This window comes from Nitratidesulfovibrio sp. 1201_IL3209 (assembly GCF_036763125.1).
In the GTDB taxonomy this organism is placed as follows: Bacteria; Desulfobacterota; Desulfovibrionia; order Desulfovibrionales; family Desulfovibrionaceae; genus Cupidesulfovibrio.
Window position 1 is genome coordinate 76539 of sequence record NZ_JBAIYT010000013.1, and the last position, 18918, is coordinate 95456.

General features: G+C 67.2%; 13 protein-coding genes and 1 pseudogene. 5 read left to right on the top strand and 9 right to left on the bottom strand.

Annotation, left to right across the window (positions count from 1 at the left end):
- Positions 1-67: 67 nt before the first annotated feature.
- Positions 68-1702, bottom strand: coding sequence for a glutamate synthase-related protein (locus V6B97_RS08230; RefSeq protein ID WP_333506020.1), 1635 nt, complete (start codon positions 1700-1702; stop codon positions 68-70).
- Complete coding sequence (locus V6B97_RS08235; RefSeq protein WP_333506021.1) at positions 1666-2793, bottom strand: glutamate synthase; 1128 nt, start codon at positions 2791-2793, stop codon at positions 1666-1668. Before V6B97_RS08235 ends, V6B97_RS08230 begins: the two co-directional genes overlap by 37 nt.
- Positions 2794-3551: 758 nt before the next feature.
- Between V6B97_RS08235 and V6B97_RS08240 the strand changes: the two genes are divergently transcribed.
- Positions 3552-4028, top strand: coding sequence for a cytochrome c3 family protein (locus tag V6B97_RS08240; protein WP_333506022.1), 477 nt, complete (start codon positions 3552-3554; stop codon positions 4026-4028).
- Positions 4021-5589: an ammonia-forming cytochrome c nitrite reductase subunit c552 gene (locus V6B97_RS08245; protein ID WP_333506023.1), complete on the top strand. Its 1569-nt coding sequence runs from the start codon at positions 4021-4023 to the stop codon at positions 5587-5589. The genes V6B97_RS08240 and V6B97_RS08245 overlap by 8 nt, the downstream gene beginning before the upstream one ends.
- Positions 5590-6456: 867 nt before the next feature.
- Here V6B97_RS08245 and V6B97_RS08250 read toward each other — a convergent pair.
- From V6B97_RS08250 to V6B97_RS08280, 7 genes are all read right to left on the bottom strand, one after another.
- Positions 6457-7581 carry a glycosyltransferase family 4 protein gene (locus tag V6B97_RS08250; RefSeq protein ID WP_333506024.1) on the bottom strand — a complete coding sequence of 375 codons (1125 nt, stop codon included), beginning with the start codon at positions 7579-7581 and terminating at the stop codon, positions 6457-6459.
- 270 nt (positions 7582-7851) lie between these two features.
- Positions 7852-8793 (bottom strand): aminotransferase class IV, encoded by a 942-nt coding sequence (locus V6B97_RS08255; RefSeq protein WP_333506025.1) that lies wholly within the window; start codon positions 8791-8793, stop codon positions 7852-7854.
- 395 nt (positions 8794-9188) lie between these two features.
- On the bottom strand, positions 9189-10238 hold the full coding sequence (locus V6B97_RS08260) for an aspartate-semialdehyde dehydrogenase (RefSeq protein WP_333506026.1): 1050 nt from the start codon (positions 10236-10238) through the stop codon (positions 9189-9191).
- 349 nt (positions 10239-10587) lie between these two features.
- A complete protein-coding gene (locus V6B97_RS08265; RefSeq protein ID WP_333506027.1) occupies positions 10588-11028 on the bottom strand; it encodes a DMT family transporter in 441 nt (146 codons plus the stop codon).
- A gap of 9 nt (positions 11029-11037) precedes the next feature.
- Positions 11038-11541, bottom strand: coding sequence for a (deoxy)nucleoside triphosphate pyrophosphohydrolase (locus V6B97_RS08270; RefSeq protein ID WP_333506028.1), 504 nt, complete (start codon positions 11539-11541; stop codon positions 11038-11040).
- A gap of 1 nt (position 11542) precedes the next feature.
- Positions 11543-13525 (bottom strand): ribosomal protection-like ABC-F family protein, encoded by a 1983-nt coding sequence (gene abc-f, locus V6B97_RS08275; RefSeq protein WP_333506029.1) that lies wholly within the window; start codon positions 13523-13525, stop codon positions 11543-11545.
- Positions 13526-13880: 355 nt separating this feature from the next.
- Entirely contained in the window at positions 13881-14777 is an 897-nt protein-coding gene (locus V6B97_RS08280; RefSeq protein ID WP_333506030.1) for a tRNA (adenine-N1)-methyltransferase, read from the bottom strand.
- A gap of 527 nt (positions 14778-15304) precedes the next feature.
- Here V6B97_RS08280 and V6B97_RS08285 point away from each other — a divergent pair.
- From V6B97_RS08285 to V6B97_RS08295, 3 genes and pseudogenes are all read left to right on the top strand, one after another.
- Positions 15305-16426, top strand: a complete 1122-nt coding sequence (locus V6B97_RS08285) for a radical SAM protein (protein ID WP_333506031.1) — start codon at positions 15305-15307, stop codon at positions 16424-16426.
- 293 nt (positions 16427-16719) lie between these two features.
- Positions 16720-18198 (top strand): Rne/Rng family ribonuclease, encoded by a 1479-nt coding sequence (locus V6B97_RS08290; RefSeq protein WP_333506032.1) that lies wholly within the window; start codon positions 16720-16722, stop codon positions 18196-18198.
- A gap of 4 nt (positions 18199-18202) precedes the next feature.
- Positions 18203-18814, top strand: a pseudogene (locus V6B97_RS08295) (epoxyqueuosine reductase QueH); the annotation flags it as partial.
- Positions 18815-18918: the final 104 nt, after the last annotated feature.

The window sequence follows — 18918 nt, forward strand, 5'->3', positions numbered from 1 at the left end:
TGGTACGTGACCCGAAGGAAAGACCGCCTGACGAAGCCGGAGGGCAAAAGGCCCCGAATGCCCCGCGCTACACGACGTACTGGATGCCGAGGCGATCCGCCGCATCCCTGTTCGCAATGCCCAGCGCGTCGGACATGCCCACGGGCAGCGAGGTGGACCGGCCCAGCGGCGCGAAGATCTTGCGCAGCTCGGTGTCGAAGGCCAGGTAGAAGTCCACCACCCGTTCGGCCACCTGTTCCGGGTCCAGCCTGCGGTACACGCGGGGGTCCTGCGAGGTGATGCCCTTGGGGCAGCGGCCCAGGTTGCAGATGTTGCACCGGTCGATTTCCGAACCCACGCACCCGGCGCCCGCCTGCATCACGTACTTGCCCACCTGCACCATGCTCGCGCCCAGCATGATCAGGGCGGCGGCGTTGTGCGCGAGGTTGCCGTTCTTGCCGATGCCCCCGCCCGCGATGAGCGGCAGCTCGTTCTGGCAGCCCTGCTGCACGAGGTCGTGGTAGCAGTCGCGGATGTTCGAGGCGATGGGATGGCCCATGTGGTTCATGGACACGTTGTAGGCCGCCCCGGTGCCGCCGTCCTCGCCGTCGATGGCCAGGCCCGCCGCGTAGGGGTTGCGCACCAGGTTGTTCAGCACGGCGCGCGCGGTGGTGGTGGCGGATATCTTGGGGTAGACGGGCACGCGGAATCCCCAGGCCATGCTCATGGACTGGATCATCTTGGCCACGGATTCCTCGATGGAATACTGGGTCTGATGGGTGGGAGGGCTGGGCAGGGACACGCCCGGCGGCACCCCGCGGATGGAGGCGATGAGCTTGTTGACCTTGTGCCACATCAGAAGGCCGCCGTCGCCGGGCTTGGCGCCCTGGCCGTACTTGATCTCGATGGCGCAGGGGTCTTCCTTCATCTGGGGGATGGCGTGCAGGATTTCGTCCCACCCGAAGTAGCCCGAGGCGATCTGCAGGATGACGTACTTGAGGAAGCGCGAACGCAGCAGGCGCGGCGGGCAGCCGCCCTCGCCGGTGCACATGCGCACGGGCATGCCCATTTCCTCGTTCAGGTAGGCGACGCCCATCTGCAACCCTTCCCACATGTTGGGGGACAGGGCGCCGAAGGACATGGAGCCGATGACCAGCGGGTAGATTTCGCGCACCGGCGGCACCCAGCCGTTCTCCTGGAAGGCGGCCAGGCCCTGTTCGGGCGGCAGCACGCGGCCCAGCAGGGTGCGCAGCTCGAACTCGTGCCGCCCGGCGTCCAGCGCGGGGTCGGTGAGCATGGAGATGCGGATGAACTTGATCTGGTCCAGCAGGCTGTCCGGGGCGTTGCGGCGGCCGCCGCGCGTGCGGGCGTGGCCCCCCCGGTTGTTGTGGAAGCGCAGCGCGGTGCCCTCGTCCAGCCGCATGGGGCGGATGGCGTTGTTGGGACAGACCATGGTGCACATGGCGCAGCCGATGCAGGCGTAGGCCGCGTCGGTGCGCTGGCGGATGCCGTGGAACACCGCATAGGTGTTCTTCGGCTTCTGCAACAGGCCGGTGGAGGTCTCCACCACGCGCTTCCTGTGCACGGCAAGCTCGATGGCGTTCACCGGGCACACGGAGGTACACCGCCCGCACAGGGTGCAGGTGTCCTTGTTCCACTCCACCTGCCAGGGCAGGTCCTTCACGCTCAGCGTTGACGGGGTAATGCCTGCAGTTGGCTGCATATGGTCACCTCCTGGCATTCCGGACGGACGTAGGCCGTGTCCAGATGCATGGGCTGGAAGTCGAGGGTCTTGTCGCGGTCGGGGATGGCGGCGTCGAGGCCGCACAGCTCGGACGAGAAGGCGTACATGCCGGGCTTGCCGCCCACCACGCCGGGGCGCAGCTTCTTGCGGTCCTGCACCATGAACATGGCGCCGTCCGGCAGGCAGCCGATGACGCAGTTGGGGCCGTCGATGATCATCTTGCGGCACAGCACCTTCAGGCGGGCCAGCATGTCGCGGTCGGGGTGACCGGCCATTTCGGCGTCGGACAGCGGGGTGATGACGTGCTTGTACGCCTCCACCGGCAGGCCCAGCTTGTAGTGCGTGAAGTGCATGATGTGCGTGAACACCTCGGAGTCGGACTGGTAGCCGGTGTAGCCCGGCACCCCGCGCGACTGGAGGTACTCGCGGATGGGGATGAACGCCGTGTTCTCGCCGTTGGTCATGGTGCACACGCCCTCGATGAAGAACGGATGGCACGCGTACAGGTTGATGGCGTAGTTGGTGTTCTGGCGGCCCTGGCAGAGGATGCGGCGGGCGTGCAGGTCGGGCCGGTCAAGGCCCAGGTACTCGCCCACGGTGAGCGGATCGCCCACTTCCTTGAGCATCACCACGCCCGGCCAGAACGAGAAGGCCATCATGTCGCGCTCGGCCTCGCCCTGCTGGCGGATGGCCACGCGGGTCTGCACCAGTTGCGCGGTGCGCTCGGCCCCGGACATGTCCGCCCAGGCTTTCGGCGGCTCGTAGGCGCGGGCCAGGTACACGCCGCGCTTGGGCGTGCCCGTGGGCGGGTTGGACTTGATGATCGACACCGAATGGAACGGACGAAACCCCAGGTCGTCCATGATTCCGTCGAGCCGCTTCAGGCCCTTTTCGGTGAAGATGCCGGAGAGGATGGGATACTCGGGATGTTCCGCGAAGGGTCCCGAAAGACCGGAAAGATAGAGCCCGACCCCGGAACCGTCATGCCCTTCCTTCATCACGTTCAGGGCATTGATGGCCACCATGGGGGAGACGGGCTCCGTCGAGGTCAAGGCGAACAATCGACACATGGACGCGTTCTCCGGATGGCGTGGACTCCGCCCCGGAATGACACGAATGCGCAATCCGCAGCGGGTTCACGTGCGATAGCGGAAAATTCCAAAAACGGCAAGAACGCGCGTTTGCCTGTGGCCATATTGGAATTTTTATTACATATTTGTACTACATATTTTTACAATTTTGAAATAAAATATGATTTAACATACTGTATTCAAACTAATAATTTCCACAATATGCTGTTAAATCCGAGTTTCCCGAACGTGTCCACCAGCCTTGCGCCGAACTCCCGCGCCGCCATGGCGCATGGTGCGCGCCCGTGCGGCATTTTACCTGTAGTTCCCACAAGATAGACCAGCATCGCCCCGCAAACCCCTTGTCCGCCGCGCCTTGCCGACCTTCTGTCCCGCTGTCCGCCGCAGGCGCGGCGCGGCCTCTTCGGCTGTGCGGCGCACCAACATGCCATGTTTTATTCTGATAAAACAGCATGTTACATCATAAATCAGAAAATTGTAAAAGTTCGGACTTCACGACTCCATCTAAAAATCATTGTATCACGGGATGTTGTTTTCCCATATACTGGAACGGGAACCCCTGCCATGCCCGCCGCGAACCACCGGGTGGATGCCGCCGGGCACCGTCGCCAACCGTCCGGATACTCCGCAATCAGGCGGATATCCGTATCCCGGCGGCTCCGTGCGGCGCCCGCGCGGAACGCCATGCCGGTCTTCGCGCCGGGCAGGGGCACGACACACCAACAGGAGGAGGAACCATGCATGCACTGCGGAGCAACTCCACCGGGCGACCATGGCGCATCATGCTCGTGGCCGTGCTGGCGGGCGTTGCCGTCACCGTGGGCGCGGCCCTGGCCATGACTGCCACGGACCAGGCCATGTTCTGCGGCAGTTGCCACTCCATGGCCGAGGCGGCGCTGACCCACAAGCGCTCGCCGCACGCGAAGCTGGCGTGCAACGAATGCCATGCGCCGCACAACCTGCTCGTCAAGCTGCCGTTCAAGGCCAAGGAAGGCACGCGCGACATCTACTCGACAACCCTTGGCACCATCCCCGACCTGATCCACCCCGGCGGCGAGACCAAGGACGTGGTGCAGGCCAACTGTCGGCGCTGCCACGTGGCCACCACCATGACCGTGTCCATGGAAACCAAGAAGTACTGCACCGACTGCCACCGTCACGTGCCCCACACCCCCAAGCTGCCCATCGCCAGAAGGAGTGCCGCCGATGTCTAGCCGTCGCCTTCTCGTCGCGCTGATGGCCATGGCGCTCGCCGTGCTGGCGGGCTGCTCCGAGCCCTCGGAGCCCATGACGCCCACGTACAAGACCAAGCTTTCGGCCGAGGAACTGAAGAATTCCGCCTTCAAGCCGGAATTCCCGCTGCATTACGAGACCTACCTGCGCAACAACGAATCGCAGATCATGACCGAGTACGGCGGCTCCGTGGCCTATAACAAAAATGACAACGTGAATCCCCTGCCCGAAGGGTACAAGCACGCCCAGCCGTACCTGAAGAACCTGTGGCTGGGGTATCCCTTCAGCTACGAATACCGCGCCGCGCGGGGCCACACCTACGCGGTGAAGGACATCCTGCACATCGACCGGCTGAACAACTACAGCGAGAAGGCGGGCCTGCCCTCCACCTGCTGGAACTGCAAGACGCCCAAGATGACGGAGTGGGTGAAGGAAAACGGCGACGCCTTCTGGGCCAAGGACTTCCACGAGTTCCGCCAGAAGCTGGACGTGGACGACCACACCATCGGCTGCGCCAACTGTCACGAGCCGCAGACCATGGAACTGCGCCTGTACAGCGTCCCCCTGCAGGACTACCTGAAGACCCAGAACAAGGAATTCAAGGACCTGCCCCGCAACGAGAAGCGCGCGCTGGTCTGCGGGCAGTGCCACGTGGAATACTACTTCCAGGACAAGGAATTCGGCGCGGCCAAGAAGCCCGTGTTCCCGTGGGCCAACGGCTTCGACCCCGAGGACATGTTCGAGTACTACAAGACCCATGGCAACACGACGACCAAGGGCTTCGAGGGCAACTTCGTGGACTGGGTGCACCCCGTGTCCAAGACCCCCATGCTCAAGGCCCAGCACCCCGAGTACGAGACGTGGATCAACGGCGTGCACGGCGCGGCCGGGGTATCCTGCGCCGACTGCCACATGTCCTACGTCCGGCTTGACGGCAAGAAGAAGATGTCCACCCACCACTGGACGTCGCCGCTGAAGGACCCGGACCTGCGCGCCTGCCGCCAGTGCCACACCGACAAGACCCCCGACTACCTGCGCCAGCGGGTGCTGTTCACCCAGAACAAGGTGTGGGAACAGCTGATGGTGGCCCAGGACATCTCGGTGAAGGCGCACGAGGCCATCCGCATGGCCGACGAATACGCCGGGCCCAAGCCGCCGGACTACGACGAACTGATGATCGAGGCGCGCCAGATGTGCCGCAAGGGCCAGTTCTTCTGGGATCTGATCTCGGCCGAGAACAGCGTGGGCTTCCACAACCCCACCAAGGCCCTGAACACCCTTGCCCAGTCGCAGCAGTACAGCCAGAAGGCCGTGGACGTGGCCATCCGCGCGGCGGCCTTCACCACCGCCAGGGACCTGGACGGCGACATCAAGAAGATCGTGCCGCCCATCCTGAAGCACAGCCGCGAACTGCAGATGGACCCGGCCCACATGGCCACCCACAAGTGGTTCAAGTACATCCCGCTCACCCCCAAGGCCCCGCGCGTGTGGGACGGCCAGAACCGCCTGGTGCCGCCGCCCGCTGCCGCCCCGGCCAGCTAGACCCGCGCGCGGCGTGACGGGCGCCCCGCCGCGCCGCAACCCCGGACCATGACGCAGGGGCCGGACGACATGTCGTCCGGCCCCTGTCCGTTGCGGATGCCTCCCCCGACTGGGGCCGGAAACACATGCCCGCGACTGCGCGGCGGAGGAAGACGGACACCGCCGCACGCGAGAAATGGGCCGGACGATGCACGTCCGGCCCATTTTTCTCGGGCTCTGCCCCTCCGCTCTCCGTTCCGCCGCTGGCGCACGGCTGCCGCAGGGGCGTCACCGGTCGCGGGCGATGAGAATGACCAGCACCGCCAGCGCCACGATCATGAACACCCAGGTCATGGAGAATCCCCCTCGCGGCTCACTTGCGGTGTATCTATACCGCATGATGCCCCCCTGTCACTGCGGGCAAACCCTACCTTCGGCCCCTTGGCGCAAGGTATGCGACCCCTGCGGATTCACGGCCATTGCAGCACCGTCCACTCACCAGCGCCGCACGGCACCTCGCGCACTTCGTGATGGTCCGGCATCCCTTGCGCCACAGATGCAGTCCCGCAGTTGCATCACCCGCACCATCCCCTGATGCGGCATCTCCCGCATACGGCAGTGACTACTCGCATGACGGAAGCCCCCTGCAATGGCCGTGACGCAACATCGGCGCGCGACACGTGCGTGGCGCGCTCTCCGCATGTGCATCTCGTGCCCGGCCCGGAACGGGCCGAAACATGGCGCGGAAGAAGATGGAAGGAAGACGGCAGGCGAAGTTTGACCGCGTTGCGCACGATGTCCGTAGGGCTCGCAAGCTCGCCCAACGGACACGCTTCGCGCCCTTCGGGTCGGACGCCAACGGACGAAAAGACAAGTTAGAAACAGCCCCTAGCGCAGGCGGCGGTACAGGGCCATATAGGCTTCGGCCATGCGCATGTCGGTGTAGTGGGCCACGCTGGCCGTGCCGCCTTTCACCAGCCGGGCGCGCAGGGCGGCGTCGCCGGCGACGCGGTGCATGGCCTCGGCCAGGGCTTCGGCGTCGCCGGGGGGCGCCACCAGCCCGTTCTCGCCGTCGCGCACCAGTTCCAGGTTGGAGGCCAGGCCGGAGCAGATCACCGGCAGCCCGGTGACCCAGCCTTCCTTGATCACGCCGCTGCTGCCTTCGCCGTGCACGGAAGGCACCACCAGGGCGTCGCAGTCGGGCAGCATGCGGCGGCTGTCCTGACGTCCCAGAAAGGCCATGCGCGGCGAGACGCCCAGTTCGTCGGCCCGGTCCAGCAGGGTGCCGAACAGCGGGCCTTCGCCCACCACGCGCACCTCCCACAGGGGCAGAGGCGGTCCGCCCTGCACGCCCCCGGCGTCGCCATCCGCGTGCGCGGCCTCGCGCGCCTGCAACACCGCCAGCGCCTCGATGAGCACCGTGTGCCCCTTCTGCGGGGTGAGCGCGCCCACCATGCCGAACACGAAGCGGCCGTCGCCCCGTTCGCGCCGGGGGTAGTAGCGGGTGGGGTCGATGCCGGAATGGATCACCGTGATGCGCGCCGGGTCCAGCCCGGCCGCCGCCAGCACGCCGCCCGTCTCCGCGCTGACCGCCGCCACCGCGTCGGCCGCCAGATACTTGCGGCGGCTCAGGCCCCGGCCCAGCGGATAGGACACCCGCCGGGTGTGCACCAGTGGCACCCCGGCCCCCCACGTGCCCTTGCACAGCGCGCCCAGGCTGGCCGCGCGGGCGTCGTGGGTGTGCAGCACCACCGCGCCGTGGCCGCGCGCCTCGCGCCGCAGGGCCAGCAGCGCGCGCGGGCTCCACGACCGGCGGCCCGGCAGCCCCAGCACGGGAATATCCGCCGCCGCCGCCTCGCGCGCCAGGGGCGCGCCCGCCGGGCAGGCCACCACCACCGAAAACCCGTCGCTGCGGTGCAGCGCGCGGGCCAGGTAGAACACCTGCAACTGGCCCCCGCGCATCTCGCGCCCAAGGTCCAGCAGAATGATGTGCATGGCGGTGTCGGTGGTCATGGCAACGTGTATTCCAGATATCTCTTGGGTAAAGGCGACCGGGGGAAGGGGTCCCTTTGAAAAGGGTCCCCTTCCCCCGGACCCCCATCCCCCCAAACTTTTCAGTTGGGGGGACAGGAGGCCATACGGGGCCTGTCCGAAATGTTCCGCCCATCACCCGCCCCCGAATAAAACGTTTTGAAGGGAGGATGGGGGGTGTGGGGGGCAGGAGGGAAACTTTTGGAAAAGTTTCCCTCCTGCCCCCCACATGCGTTCATATTCTCAACGAATTCAAAAAGGAATCCCATTCTCCAGCAAATCCGCCTGCAACAACGCCCGCAACCGGCGCGAAACCGGGCCGGGGCGGCCGTCGGCCACGGGGCGGCCTTCGTAGGCCACCACGGCCACGCAGTCGGAGCTGGTTCCCAGCACCAGGATTTCGCGGGCGGCGTGCAGTTCTTCCTCGCGCACCTTGCGGAAGCTGACGGGCAGTTCGCCCCTGGCCAGTTCCACGGCGCGCAGCACGGTGGTGCCCGCAAGGGCGTTGGTGAACTCCGGCACCACCAGGGCGCCCTGCTCGTCCACCAGGGCCACGTTGGCGATGGCGGTTTCCGCCAGGCAGCCTTCCTCGTCGAACGAGAAGGGCACGTCCATGGCGCGCTCGTGCGCCTCGCGGGTCATGAGCACGTTGGGCAGGTAGTTGGCGTTCTTGATGCGCGCCAGGTAGCCCTGCTTGGCGGGGATGGTGCTGCGGAAGGCCGTCAGCCCCTTGTCGAACCATGCCTCGGGCTTGGGGGTGAAATGGTAGGCGGCCACGTACAGGCTGGGTTCCGGGCATTCGGCGGGGTCGATGCCGAAGCCGCCGGGGCCGCGCCCCACCAGCACGCGGATGGAGCCGTCGGCCTCGCCGCCTGCCTGCGCCACCTCGACGATGATCTCGCGCATGCGCTCCCACGGGCACGGCGGGGCCAGGTACAGCCCTGCGGCGGAGCGGCGCATGCGCTCCAGGTGCGCATCCAGCTGGTAGATGCGGCGGTGCAGGTACTTCATGCTCTCGAAGATGCCGTCGCCCCGGTGGGCAAGGTGGTCGTCGAGGGGCATGAGCATCAGGCGCGGGTTGCGGCACACCGCGCCCACGCGGTGCTCGTAGAAGGCGAGGATGCCCGCTTCGCCGGGGCGCTCGCGGGACAGCAGGCGGGCGACGTAGTCGTCGGTGTCAAGCACGGGGATCACGGCGTGATCGCTCCTTTGGCGGTGGGTCGCGATGGATGGCGGTGCGTCCGCGCGCCCGCGGGAATCACCCCCGGCGCCGGGCGGACGTGCGGCCATCCGTCCGGTCTGCAATGCCGGGGACGGATGGCCGTCAGTCTAACATTTCCCTTGGGGACGGGCGAGCCGGTCCAAATCAGGATTTTCGTTCATTGGCGAGGAAAACTTGCCTGCCATGAGGGAGTGCCTCAGCCGTTATGCGAGTCTTCGAGCATTACGGATGAGGACCGCAACGCGACTCTTATTGTATTCGACCGAGCCTCAGCCGTTAGGTGAGCGAAGCGAACCTTACGGCTGAGGACAGCAAAGCCATGGCAGGCAACGTTTGACGACGCCAATGGGCGAAAAGACGATTTGGACTAACGGAGGAACAGTTGCGGGTCGCGGACCTTCAGCAAGTCGCGCTCCACCAGCGCCTCGGCGATCTGCACGGCGTTGAGGGCCGCGCCCTTGCGGATGTTGTCGGAAACGATCCACATGTTCAGGCCGTTGGCGATGGTCTCGTCCTCGCGGATGCGGCCCACGAAGGTCTCGTCCTCGCCCGCCGCGTCGATGGGCATGGGGTACATCTTCTGGGCGGGGTTGTCGTACACCCGCACGCCGGGGGCCTGCGCGAGGACGGCGCGGGCCTCCTTTGCGGAAAGCTTGCGCTCGGTCTCGATGTTCACCGACTCGGAATGGCCGTAAAAGACGGGCACGCGCACGCAGGTGGCGGTGACCTTCACGGAGGGGTCCTCCATGATCTTCACGGTTTCCAGCACCATCTTCATTTCTTCCTTGGTGTAGTCGTTGTCCATGAACACGTCGATCTGCGGCAGGCAGTTGAAGGCGATGCGGTGCGGGTACACGGCAACGTCCGGTTCCTGCATGTTGAACATCTGCCGCACCTGCTTTTCCAGTTCGTCGATGGCCTTCTGCCCGGTGCCGGAAACGGCCTGGTAGGTGGAAACCACCACGCGGGTGATTCTGGCCGCGTCGTGCAGGGGCTTCAGCGCCACCACCATCTGGATGGTCGAGCAGTTGGGGTTGGCGATGATGCCGTTGTGCGCGTCAAGGGCGTGCGCGTTCACCTCGGGCACCACCAGCGGGCAGCGCTCGTCCATGCGCCACGCGCTGGAATTGTCCACCACCACGCACCCGGCCTGCACGGCATGGGGGGCGAACCTCTCGGAGGTCGCGCCGCCGGCAGAGAACAGGGCGATGTCCACGCCCCGGAAGGATTCTTCGGTCAGTTCGCGCACGGTCAGTTCGCCGCCCATGAAGGGCACCTTGTTGCCCGCGGAACGGGCCGAGGCGAAGGGGATGACCTCCGCCGCGGGAAATTCGCGCTGTTCCAGCGTGTTCAGCATTTCACGGCCCACCGCCCCGGTGGCCCCGCACACGGCGACGACAAGTCTTTCCTTGGACATGATTCACTCCTTGCGCTTGGGAACGGACCCGCGTCCGCCTTCCTTCGCCTTCCCTCGACTTCACTAGCCTTCCCTGCCCCGGCGCAGCCCGCGCCGGGGACGCCGCCCATGGCGACCGCCCGCCATGTCGGCAACGGATGCAGCAACCCGCCGCATGGACCCCTTCTCCCACGAAGAAGCCCGGCAACCCCTGCCATCACCCTGCCGGAATGCGTTCACCGTGCCGCGCGCCACCCCTGACGGAATCTGCCCCTGACGGGGCCTGCCGCGCGGCCGGAATTACTTACCATATGCCGACGCGCGGCGGAACGCAATTGACCGCGCGGCGTCGTGCGCGGGGGGCTCCCGGCTAGAAGCGACGGACCAGAAACACCCCCACGGCCACCAACGCCAGCCCGGCAAAACGCACCAGTCCCAGCGGGCGTTCCGGGTAGCCCAGCAGGCCGAAGTGGTCCAGTGCCACCGAGGCCACCATCTGCCCGGCCAGCACCAGCGCGATCATGGCCGTGGCCCCCAGGCGCGGGGCCAGGAAGGTGACCACGGTGACGAAGAACGCGCCCAGCAGGCCGCCCGTCCACTGCCACGCCGACGAGGTGGACACGGAAGGGAAGGGAATGCGCGCGGCCAGCACGTACAGCGCCAGCGCCGCAGTGCCCACCGTGAAGGATATCAGCGAGGCCAGGGCCGGGTGCCGCGCCCAGTCCGCCTGCAACGCCGCGTTGATGCCCGCCTGCGTGGGCAGGGTCGCCCCCGCCAGCAGGGCCAGCATGATCCACACTAGCTGTTCCATACGCCCTCCCTACGGGCAGTCGTTTCCTTGAGATGAGCGCGCCGTTTCGCTTCCCTGGCCCGCCCCGCCGCCCGGAACGGGCCCATCCCGCAGGTCGGCCACCAGCGGCAGGTCCGCCTCCAGAAACGGCAGGCGCATGGCCTCGTCCCAGGTCAGCCACGCGAAGCGGTGCCCTTCCAGCGCGGTGACCGTGCCGGTGAACCCGGTGACGTGGAAGAAATGCAGTTCCACCGACAGGTGCGGATAGTCGTGCCGCACGGTGCGCCAGAAGGCGGCCTGCACCGGGGTCACGCCCAGTTCCTCGCACAGTTCGCGGGCCAGGGCGTCCGCCGGGGCCTCGCCCGGCTCGATCTTGCCGCCGGGAAATTCCCAGAACCCCGCCTGCGGCTTGCCCTGCGGGCGCTCCACGGCCAGGAACCGTTCGCCGTCCCACAGGATGCCCGCCACCACGGCGATGCGCCGGGCGGGGCCCGATGCAGGGGTGGACGCGGGGGTGGACCTTGCGGCGCCCACGTTACGCCCCTTCCACGGTAAGCGCCGCCCGCCGCGTTTCCAGATCGGCGATCACCGCTTCCAGTTCGCTCATCTTCTCGAACAGGTCTTCGCCCTGCCGCTGCAATTCTCCGAAGCGCTTCAGCAGTTCCGTGGCCCGCGCGGAATCGGCGTACACCGCCGGGTCGGCCAGGGTCTGTTCCACTTCGGCCTGCTCGGCCAGGGACGTTTCCAACTGCTTTTCCAGCCTGGCGTAGGCGTCCTGTCTGGGCTTCAGTTCCTTGTACAGGGCGTTGCGCTGCTCGGCCTGTTCGCGCTTGATGCGCTTCATGTCGTCGCGCGAAAGGGACGCCGTCTCGCGCCGGGGTTCGCCCGCGCCGGACGCCAGGCTACCGGTGTCGCCCTGCTGGCGGCGCGCCGCGTCGTATTCCTCGAACCCGCCCTCGTACACCGCCACCCCGGCGGGCGACAGCGCCCAGATCTCGTCGGCCACGCTGGACAGCAGGTGCCGGTCGTGGGCCACCATCAGGATGGTGCCCTCGTAGTTCTGCAACGCCTCCACCAACGCCTCGCGGCTTTCCAGGTCCAGATGGTTGGTGGGTTCGTCCAGCACCAGGAAGTTGCAGCGGGCCAGGAACAGCGCGGCCAGGATCAGGCGGCTCTTCTCGCCGCCGGAAAGCTCGCCCACCACGCGGTCGAAGTAGCTCTGCCCGAGCAGGAACAGCCCGAGCACGCTCATCAGTTCTTCTTCGGTGGTGCGCGGATCGGACAGGCGGCGGATTTCGCCCAGCACCGTGCCCGAGGGGTTCAACGTCTCCAACTGGTGCTGGCTGAAGAAGCCCATGCGCACCAGCGTGCCCATGACCACCGAGCCGCCGCTCTTTTCCAGCCTGCCGCCGATGACCTTGAGCAACGTGGACTTGCCGCACCCGTTGGGTCCGGCCAGCGCGATCTTCTGGCCCCGGTAGATGTTGAAGGTCAGGCTGGGCCACAGGCCCGTGCCGTCCGGAAACGTGTATTCCAGGTCCACCACGCTGAGGATGGTCTTTTCCGCCCGCGCGGGCTCCGGCCACGAAAAATCCAGTTCGCGCCGCTTCTGCTCCGGCCGGTAGTTTTCCAGTTCCTTTTCCAGCTTCTTGGCCATCTTCTGGCGCGAACCCGCCTGCCGCGCCTTGGTGGCCTTGGCCCGGAACCGCCGCACGAAGTCCATCTTGCGGGCGATTTCCTCTTGCAACCGCTGGGCCTCGCGCTCGCGCTGGCCCTCCACCTCTTCCTGCAACGCCACGAACTGGCTGAACGTGCCGCGCCGGTACATGGGCTTGCTGGCCCCCAGGTACAGGACGTGCGTGCCCACCTTGTCCATGAACACCCGGTCGTGCGCCACGAACACCAGCGCGCCCTTGTAGTCCATCAGGAAGGCTTCCAGCCATTCCACGGCTTCCAGGTCCAGGTGGTTGGTGGGCTCGTCCAGCAGCAGCACGTCCGCCCCCGCGGTCAGCACGCGGGCCAGCTTGGCGCGCTCGCGCCAGCCGCCCGACAGCTTGCGGATGGGCAGGCTCCACTTGCGCTCCGCGAAGCCGAGGCCGGACAGCACCGCCCGCGCCCGGTGTTCCGGGTTGTACCCGTACACCTGCTCAAGCTCGGCCTGCTTCGCGCCCAGCCTGCGGATGGCCGCCTCGTCCCCGGCGTGGGTGGCCGCCTCCCATTCCGCCCAGAAGTCATGCCACGCGGGCAGCACGTCCAGCACCCAGTCCAGCAGGGGGCGGTCCAGCACGTCGTCGCCCAGTTCCTGCTGCACGTAGCCCAGCCGGCAGCCCTTGGGCAGCAGCACCTTGCCGCTGTCTGCCGATTCCACGCCCGCGATGATGCGCAGCAAGGTGGACTTGCCGCACCCGTTGGGGCCGCACACGCACAGCCGCACGCCCGACTGCACCTCGAGCGAGAAATCGGACAGGATGTCCTGCCCGTTGTAGGACTTGCCGAGATTCTGGATGGTGAAGTTCATGACGGTTCCGAAGTGAAAATTAAAGGCGGAGAGCGGGGGGGAGGAAGGGGAACTTTCGGGAAAGTTCCCCTTCCTCCCCCCACACCCCCCTCCATCCCTTCAAAGCTTTTCAATTGGGGCGACATGCAGATAGCAACACATGCCACCCTGCGCAAATCACCACTCAACTAAAAAGTTTGGGAGAGGAGCGGCAGCCGTTAGGTGAGCGCTTGCGCGAACCTTACGGATGGCGACAGCAACGCGGGGGTACGGGGGAGGGGCCACCCTTTGCCTCAGCCGTTATGCGAGTCTTCGAGCATTACGGATGAGGACCGCAGCGCGTCAAAGGGTGCCCCTCCCCCGTTATATCCCGATGTTATTCTTCAAACCCGGCGTCGTCACCAGCAGCGGCATCCGCCTCGCCGCGCGCGGCGGCCAGGCGTTCCTGGCGGGCGGCTTCCTGCTTGCGTTCGCGGGTGCCCAGGGTGCGGAACGAGTCCCATTCGGCGGAGCGTTCCTGATGCCGGGCGAAGATGAGGAACCCGGTGTGGGCGATCATGCGGTCTTCGGGGCGCAGGCGATCGGCCACGGGCTTCCAGCGGCGGACCAGGATTTCGCAGACCTCGATGTCGTCGAAGGGGCCGGTTTCCATGCCGTGCAGCAGCTTCGACACCTGGTCCACGGTGGGCACCAGAAAGCCCAGGGCCGCGCCCGGCTTCACGGCGCGGACCACGTGGTGCAGGTAGTCCCACGGGGTGCGCACGTCCAGGAACAGGGCGTCGGCGTCGGTCTGCTCGAAGCCTTCCGCGATGTCGCGGTTGAACTGGGTGACGTTCTGGCCCACGCCCGCCCAGTCGAGGTTGCGGCGGCAGAGCTTGTAGAACTCCTCGCGCGCCTCGTAGGTGCAGACGCGGCCGGTGGGCCCGGAGAACCACGAAAGCGCCACGGTCAGGCTGCCGGAACCGGAGCCCGCCTCGATGATGGTGCGGCCGGGGCCGACGCCAAGGCGCATGCAGATGTAGGCGATATCCTTGGGATAGATGATCTGGGTCTGGCGTTTCACGCCCTTGACCAGGTCGGTGATGGTGGGGCGCTGCACCCGGAAGGGCACGCCCTGCTTCGTGCGGACTTCGGTGCCGAAGTCGACGGCGGCAAGGTCGGCCATGGGCAGCACGCCTTCCTGGCAGTGCAGGTCGTTGCCCTCTTCGACGCGGCGCAGGTAGCGCTTGCCGCGCGGGCTTTGCAGGATGACCAGTTCTCCGTATGCGGGCATGGGGATTCCTCCTGATGGTTCACCGGCAACCGGCCCGCACGCGCGAAGCCGGGCGGCGCGCGCCGTGCGCGCGCCCGGGGCCACGCCCGCCGCCGATGGCAGGCCCGGTCCCGGCCCTATGGAACGAAGGGCCTACCGGGACAGGGGTGCTGTGTCAAGAAGCGGCGACCCGCAAGACCGGGCGAGACAACGGAGAGGCCGTGCAGGTCCGCCCTGCCCAACTCTGCACGGTGCGGCACGGACATCCCCTCGCCGCGTCCGGCATGCGGTACTCCGCGCCGGGCACCATCGGGGCATGCAACATTCCAATGGACGGCCGCTCCGGCGCGTGCTAGTGCGCGTCCCTGCCCCTGCATCATCCGCCGCAGCCCTGCAAAACGGCCAGAGAACCCCACCGGTTTCCCGCCCCCGCTTGCTTTTTTCCTGAAAACCCGTTTTGATGCACCCCACGGTGAAAGGTGCGGCCCGCGCCGCGCCGTGCACGCATCGTTCGCACGCATCTCCTGCACGAGGACGTTCTGGACAGCATGCCCCTTGCCCACGTGTTCGGTCCGGTGGCCTCCGGCCGCCTCGGCCGTTCGCTCGGCCTCGACCTGCTCGGCGGGCGGGTGTGCTCCATGGACTGCCTGTACTGCGAGGTGGGCGCGACGGACGTGCACACCTGCGAGCGGGCCGCGTACGTCCCGGCCCGCGTGCTGCTGGACGAACTGGCCCGCTGGCGCGACGCCGAGGCCGCCAGGCACGGCGTGACGCCGGACGCCATCCGGCTTGACCACGTGACGCTGGGCGGCTCGGGCGAACCCTGCCTGAACAGCGACCTTGCCCGCATCATCGCGGGCTGCCGGGACATCCTGCCCGGCGTGCCCGTGGCGGTGCTGACCAACTCCACCCTGCTCCACCGGGACGACGTGCGCGCCGACCTGGCCGGGGCGGACGTGGTGCTGCCCTCGCTGGATTCGCTGGTCGAGGCGGAATTCCGCGCGCTGAACCGCCCGTGCAAGGGCGTGACCGCGCGCGGCGTGGCCGACGGCCTGCTGGGGTTCGCGCGCGGGTTTGGCGGACGGATCTGCCTGGAGGTGCTGCTTGCGCGCGGCATCAACGACACGGCGGAAAACCTCGCCCTGTTGCGTGACTACGTGCGCGAACTGGCCCCCCACCGGGTGGACGTGACCACCCTGTCGCGGCCGGGCGCAAGCCCGCGCGCCCTGCCCGTGGGCAGGGACGTGCTGGCCCGCTGGAGCGGCGAACTGAACACGGCCGCCGGGTGTGCGCCCACGGCACCGGCGGAACGAGCCCCCACGGCGGCGGAACCGGATGACGGTCCCTGCCGTGCGGCGAATGCAACAGACGCGGATGCCCCCGCGCGCTCTTCCCCTAGGCATCCTTCCGGGGATGCCGCCATGGATACCCCCATGGATATCGGGACGGACGCGGGGAACCTGCAAGAGGCGGTGCTGCGCTCCATAACGCGCAGGCCGCAGACCGCGCCGCAACTGGCGAAGGCCCTGGGGGCCCCGCTGGATGCGGTGCGGCGGACGCTGGCGGAGCTGGCGGCGCGGGGCGCATGCGCACCCGTGGCCGAAACGGCCCTGCCACGCGATACGGACGGCGAAATTTTCCACGCCGGGCGCGCACCCCGCAACGGGTAGCGCCGGGCGGCCGCTGTCGCGGCGACGCAACGGCTTCTCCGCACCCGGAAAGGGACGGACGACGCCACGCTGGGGATGCCCACACGCATCCCGCCGCGCCGGATGCGCACGGGCGAACGCATCGCCCGACGCCGGATGCGCATGACGCATCCGCAACCGCATCCGACGCGTTGCGAACACCGCGCGTAAACCCGCCCGGAAATCCCGCCCGGGAATCCGGTCGGACGCGCCGCAGGCACGGCAACGTGTTGCAAAATTTTTGAATTTTTACACTTTTTTCCGCAGAGGACTGCATGACAACGAAAAAGAGCAAGCTGAGGATGTTCATCAGCGTACTGCCCGGCGAGCAGGTGGAAGTCGCCCTTGCCGAGGAAGGCGCCAAGGAGAACCAGGTCAAGGAATACTACGTGGAGATGGTCCACCAGGCCAAGACCAAGGGCAACATCTACCGCGGCATCATCAACAACGTCGACACCAACCTCCAGGCCGCCTTCGTCAACTACGGGGCCGAAAAGAACGGCTTCCTGCAGATCGACGAGGTGCACCCCGAATATTACAACACCCCGCACGACGCCACCAAGGGCAAGAAGTACCCGCTCATGCAGAAGGTGCTGAAGGCCGGGCAGGAAGTGCTGGTGCAGGTGGTCAAGGAACCCACCGGCAGCAAGGGCGCGTTCCTGACCACCTACCTGTCCATGCCGGGCCGCTTCCTGGTGCTCACCCCCGGGCGCGAGCAGATCGGCGTCTCGCGCAAGGTCGAGGACGACGAGGAACGCGGCCGCCTGCGCGAGATGCTGGAAGGGCTGAACCCCGGCCCCGGCCTTGGCGTCATCGTGCGCACCGTCAGCGCGGGCACCAGCAAGACCACCCTCCAGCGCGACCTGCAATTCCTGAAGCGCCTGTGGAAGGACATCCGCAAGAAGGGCACCGAGGAATCCGCCCCCTGCCTGATCTACAAGGAGCCGGACCTGGCCTCGCGCGCGGTGCGCGACTACCTCAGCGACGACGTGGCCGAGGTGTGGGTGGACGACGAGCACACCGCCACGCTCATCGAGGACTATTCCTCGCTGCTCTTCCCGCGCAAGGGCAGCCTGGTCAAGGTCTACAAGGACCAGCAGTCGCGCACCATGTGGGAACGCTTCGGCATCCAGCGCCAGTTGGAGCAGATCTACTCGCGCGAGGTCACCCTGCCCTCCGGCGGCCGCCTGGTGTTCGACCAGACCGAAGCGCTGATGGCCATCGACATCAACTCGGGCAAGATCTCCGGCAAGACCAACTTCGAATCCATGGCCCTGAAGACCAACATGGAAGCGGCCGAAACCGTGGCCCAGCAACTGAAGCTGCGCGACATCGGCGGCCAGGTGGTCATCGACTTCATCGAAATGCGCGACCGCAACCACTGGCGCGAGGTGGAAAAGACCCTGCGCAACGCCATGAAGAACGACCGCGCCCGCCACGACGTGGGCAAGATGAGCCGCTTCGGCCTGTTGCAGGTGGTGCGCCAGCGCACCGGCTCGTCCGCGCTGTCCATCACCATGGAAACCTGCCCCTGCTGCAAGGGGTCCGGCCTGCGCCGCAACATGGAGTGGCAGTCGTTGCAGGCCCTGCGCGAAATCCACCGCCAGTTGCGCGCCCTGCCGCACGGCACGCCGTCGTTCGTCTTCGAGACCGGGGCCGAGCTTGCCATGCATCTGCTGAACCACAAGCGCGAACGCCTGCTCGACCTGGAACGCCAGTTCGGCGTACATCTCGACATCAGGCCCGCCCGGTAACGCCATGCGCGTCCTGCTGCACGTCTGCTGCGGGCCGTGCTCCATCGCCACGGTGCGGATGCTGCGCGACGAGGGACACGAGGTCACGGCCCTGTTCCTCAACCCCAACATCCACCCCATGCAGGAATACCTGCGCCGCCGCGAGGCCATGCACGAAGTCTCGCGGCGGCTCGACCTGCCCGTCATCTGGCGCGACGCCGAGTACGACCCCGCCGCCTGGCTGCGCCACATGGCCTGGCGCGAACAACCCGGCGTGCGCTGCCGGGTGTGCTACGCCACCCGCCTTGAACGCACCCGCGCCATCGCCCAACGCGGCGGCTACGATGCCTTCACCACCAGCCTGCTCTACTCCCGCCGCCAACGCCACGACATGATCGCGGAGGTGGGCCACGCCATCGCCGCCGACTGCCACGACGGGGCCATCCCCTTCCTGTACCGCGACTTCCGTACCGGATGGCAGGAAGGCATCGATACCTCCAAGGAATGGGGCATCCACCGCCAGAACTACTGCGGCTGCCTGTACAGCGAAGCCGAACGCTTCGCCCGCGACTTCGCAACGGTTACGGGCGGGAAAGAAGAGGGGGGGGGGGGGGCCCCCCCCCCCCCCCCCCCCCCCCCCCCCCCCCCCCCCCCCCCCCCCCCCCCCCCCCCCCCCCCCCCCCCCCCCCCCCCCCCCCCCCCCCCCCCCCCCCCCCCCCCCCCCCCCCCCCCCCCCCCCCC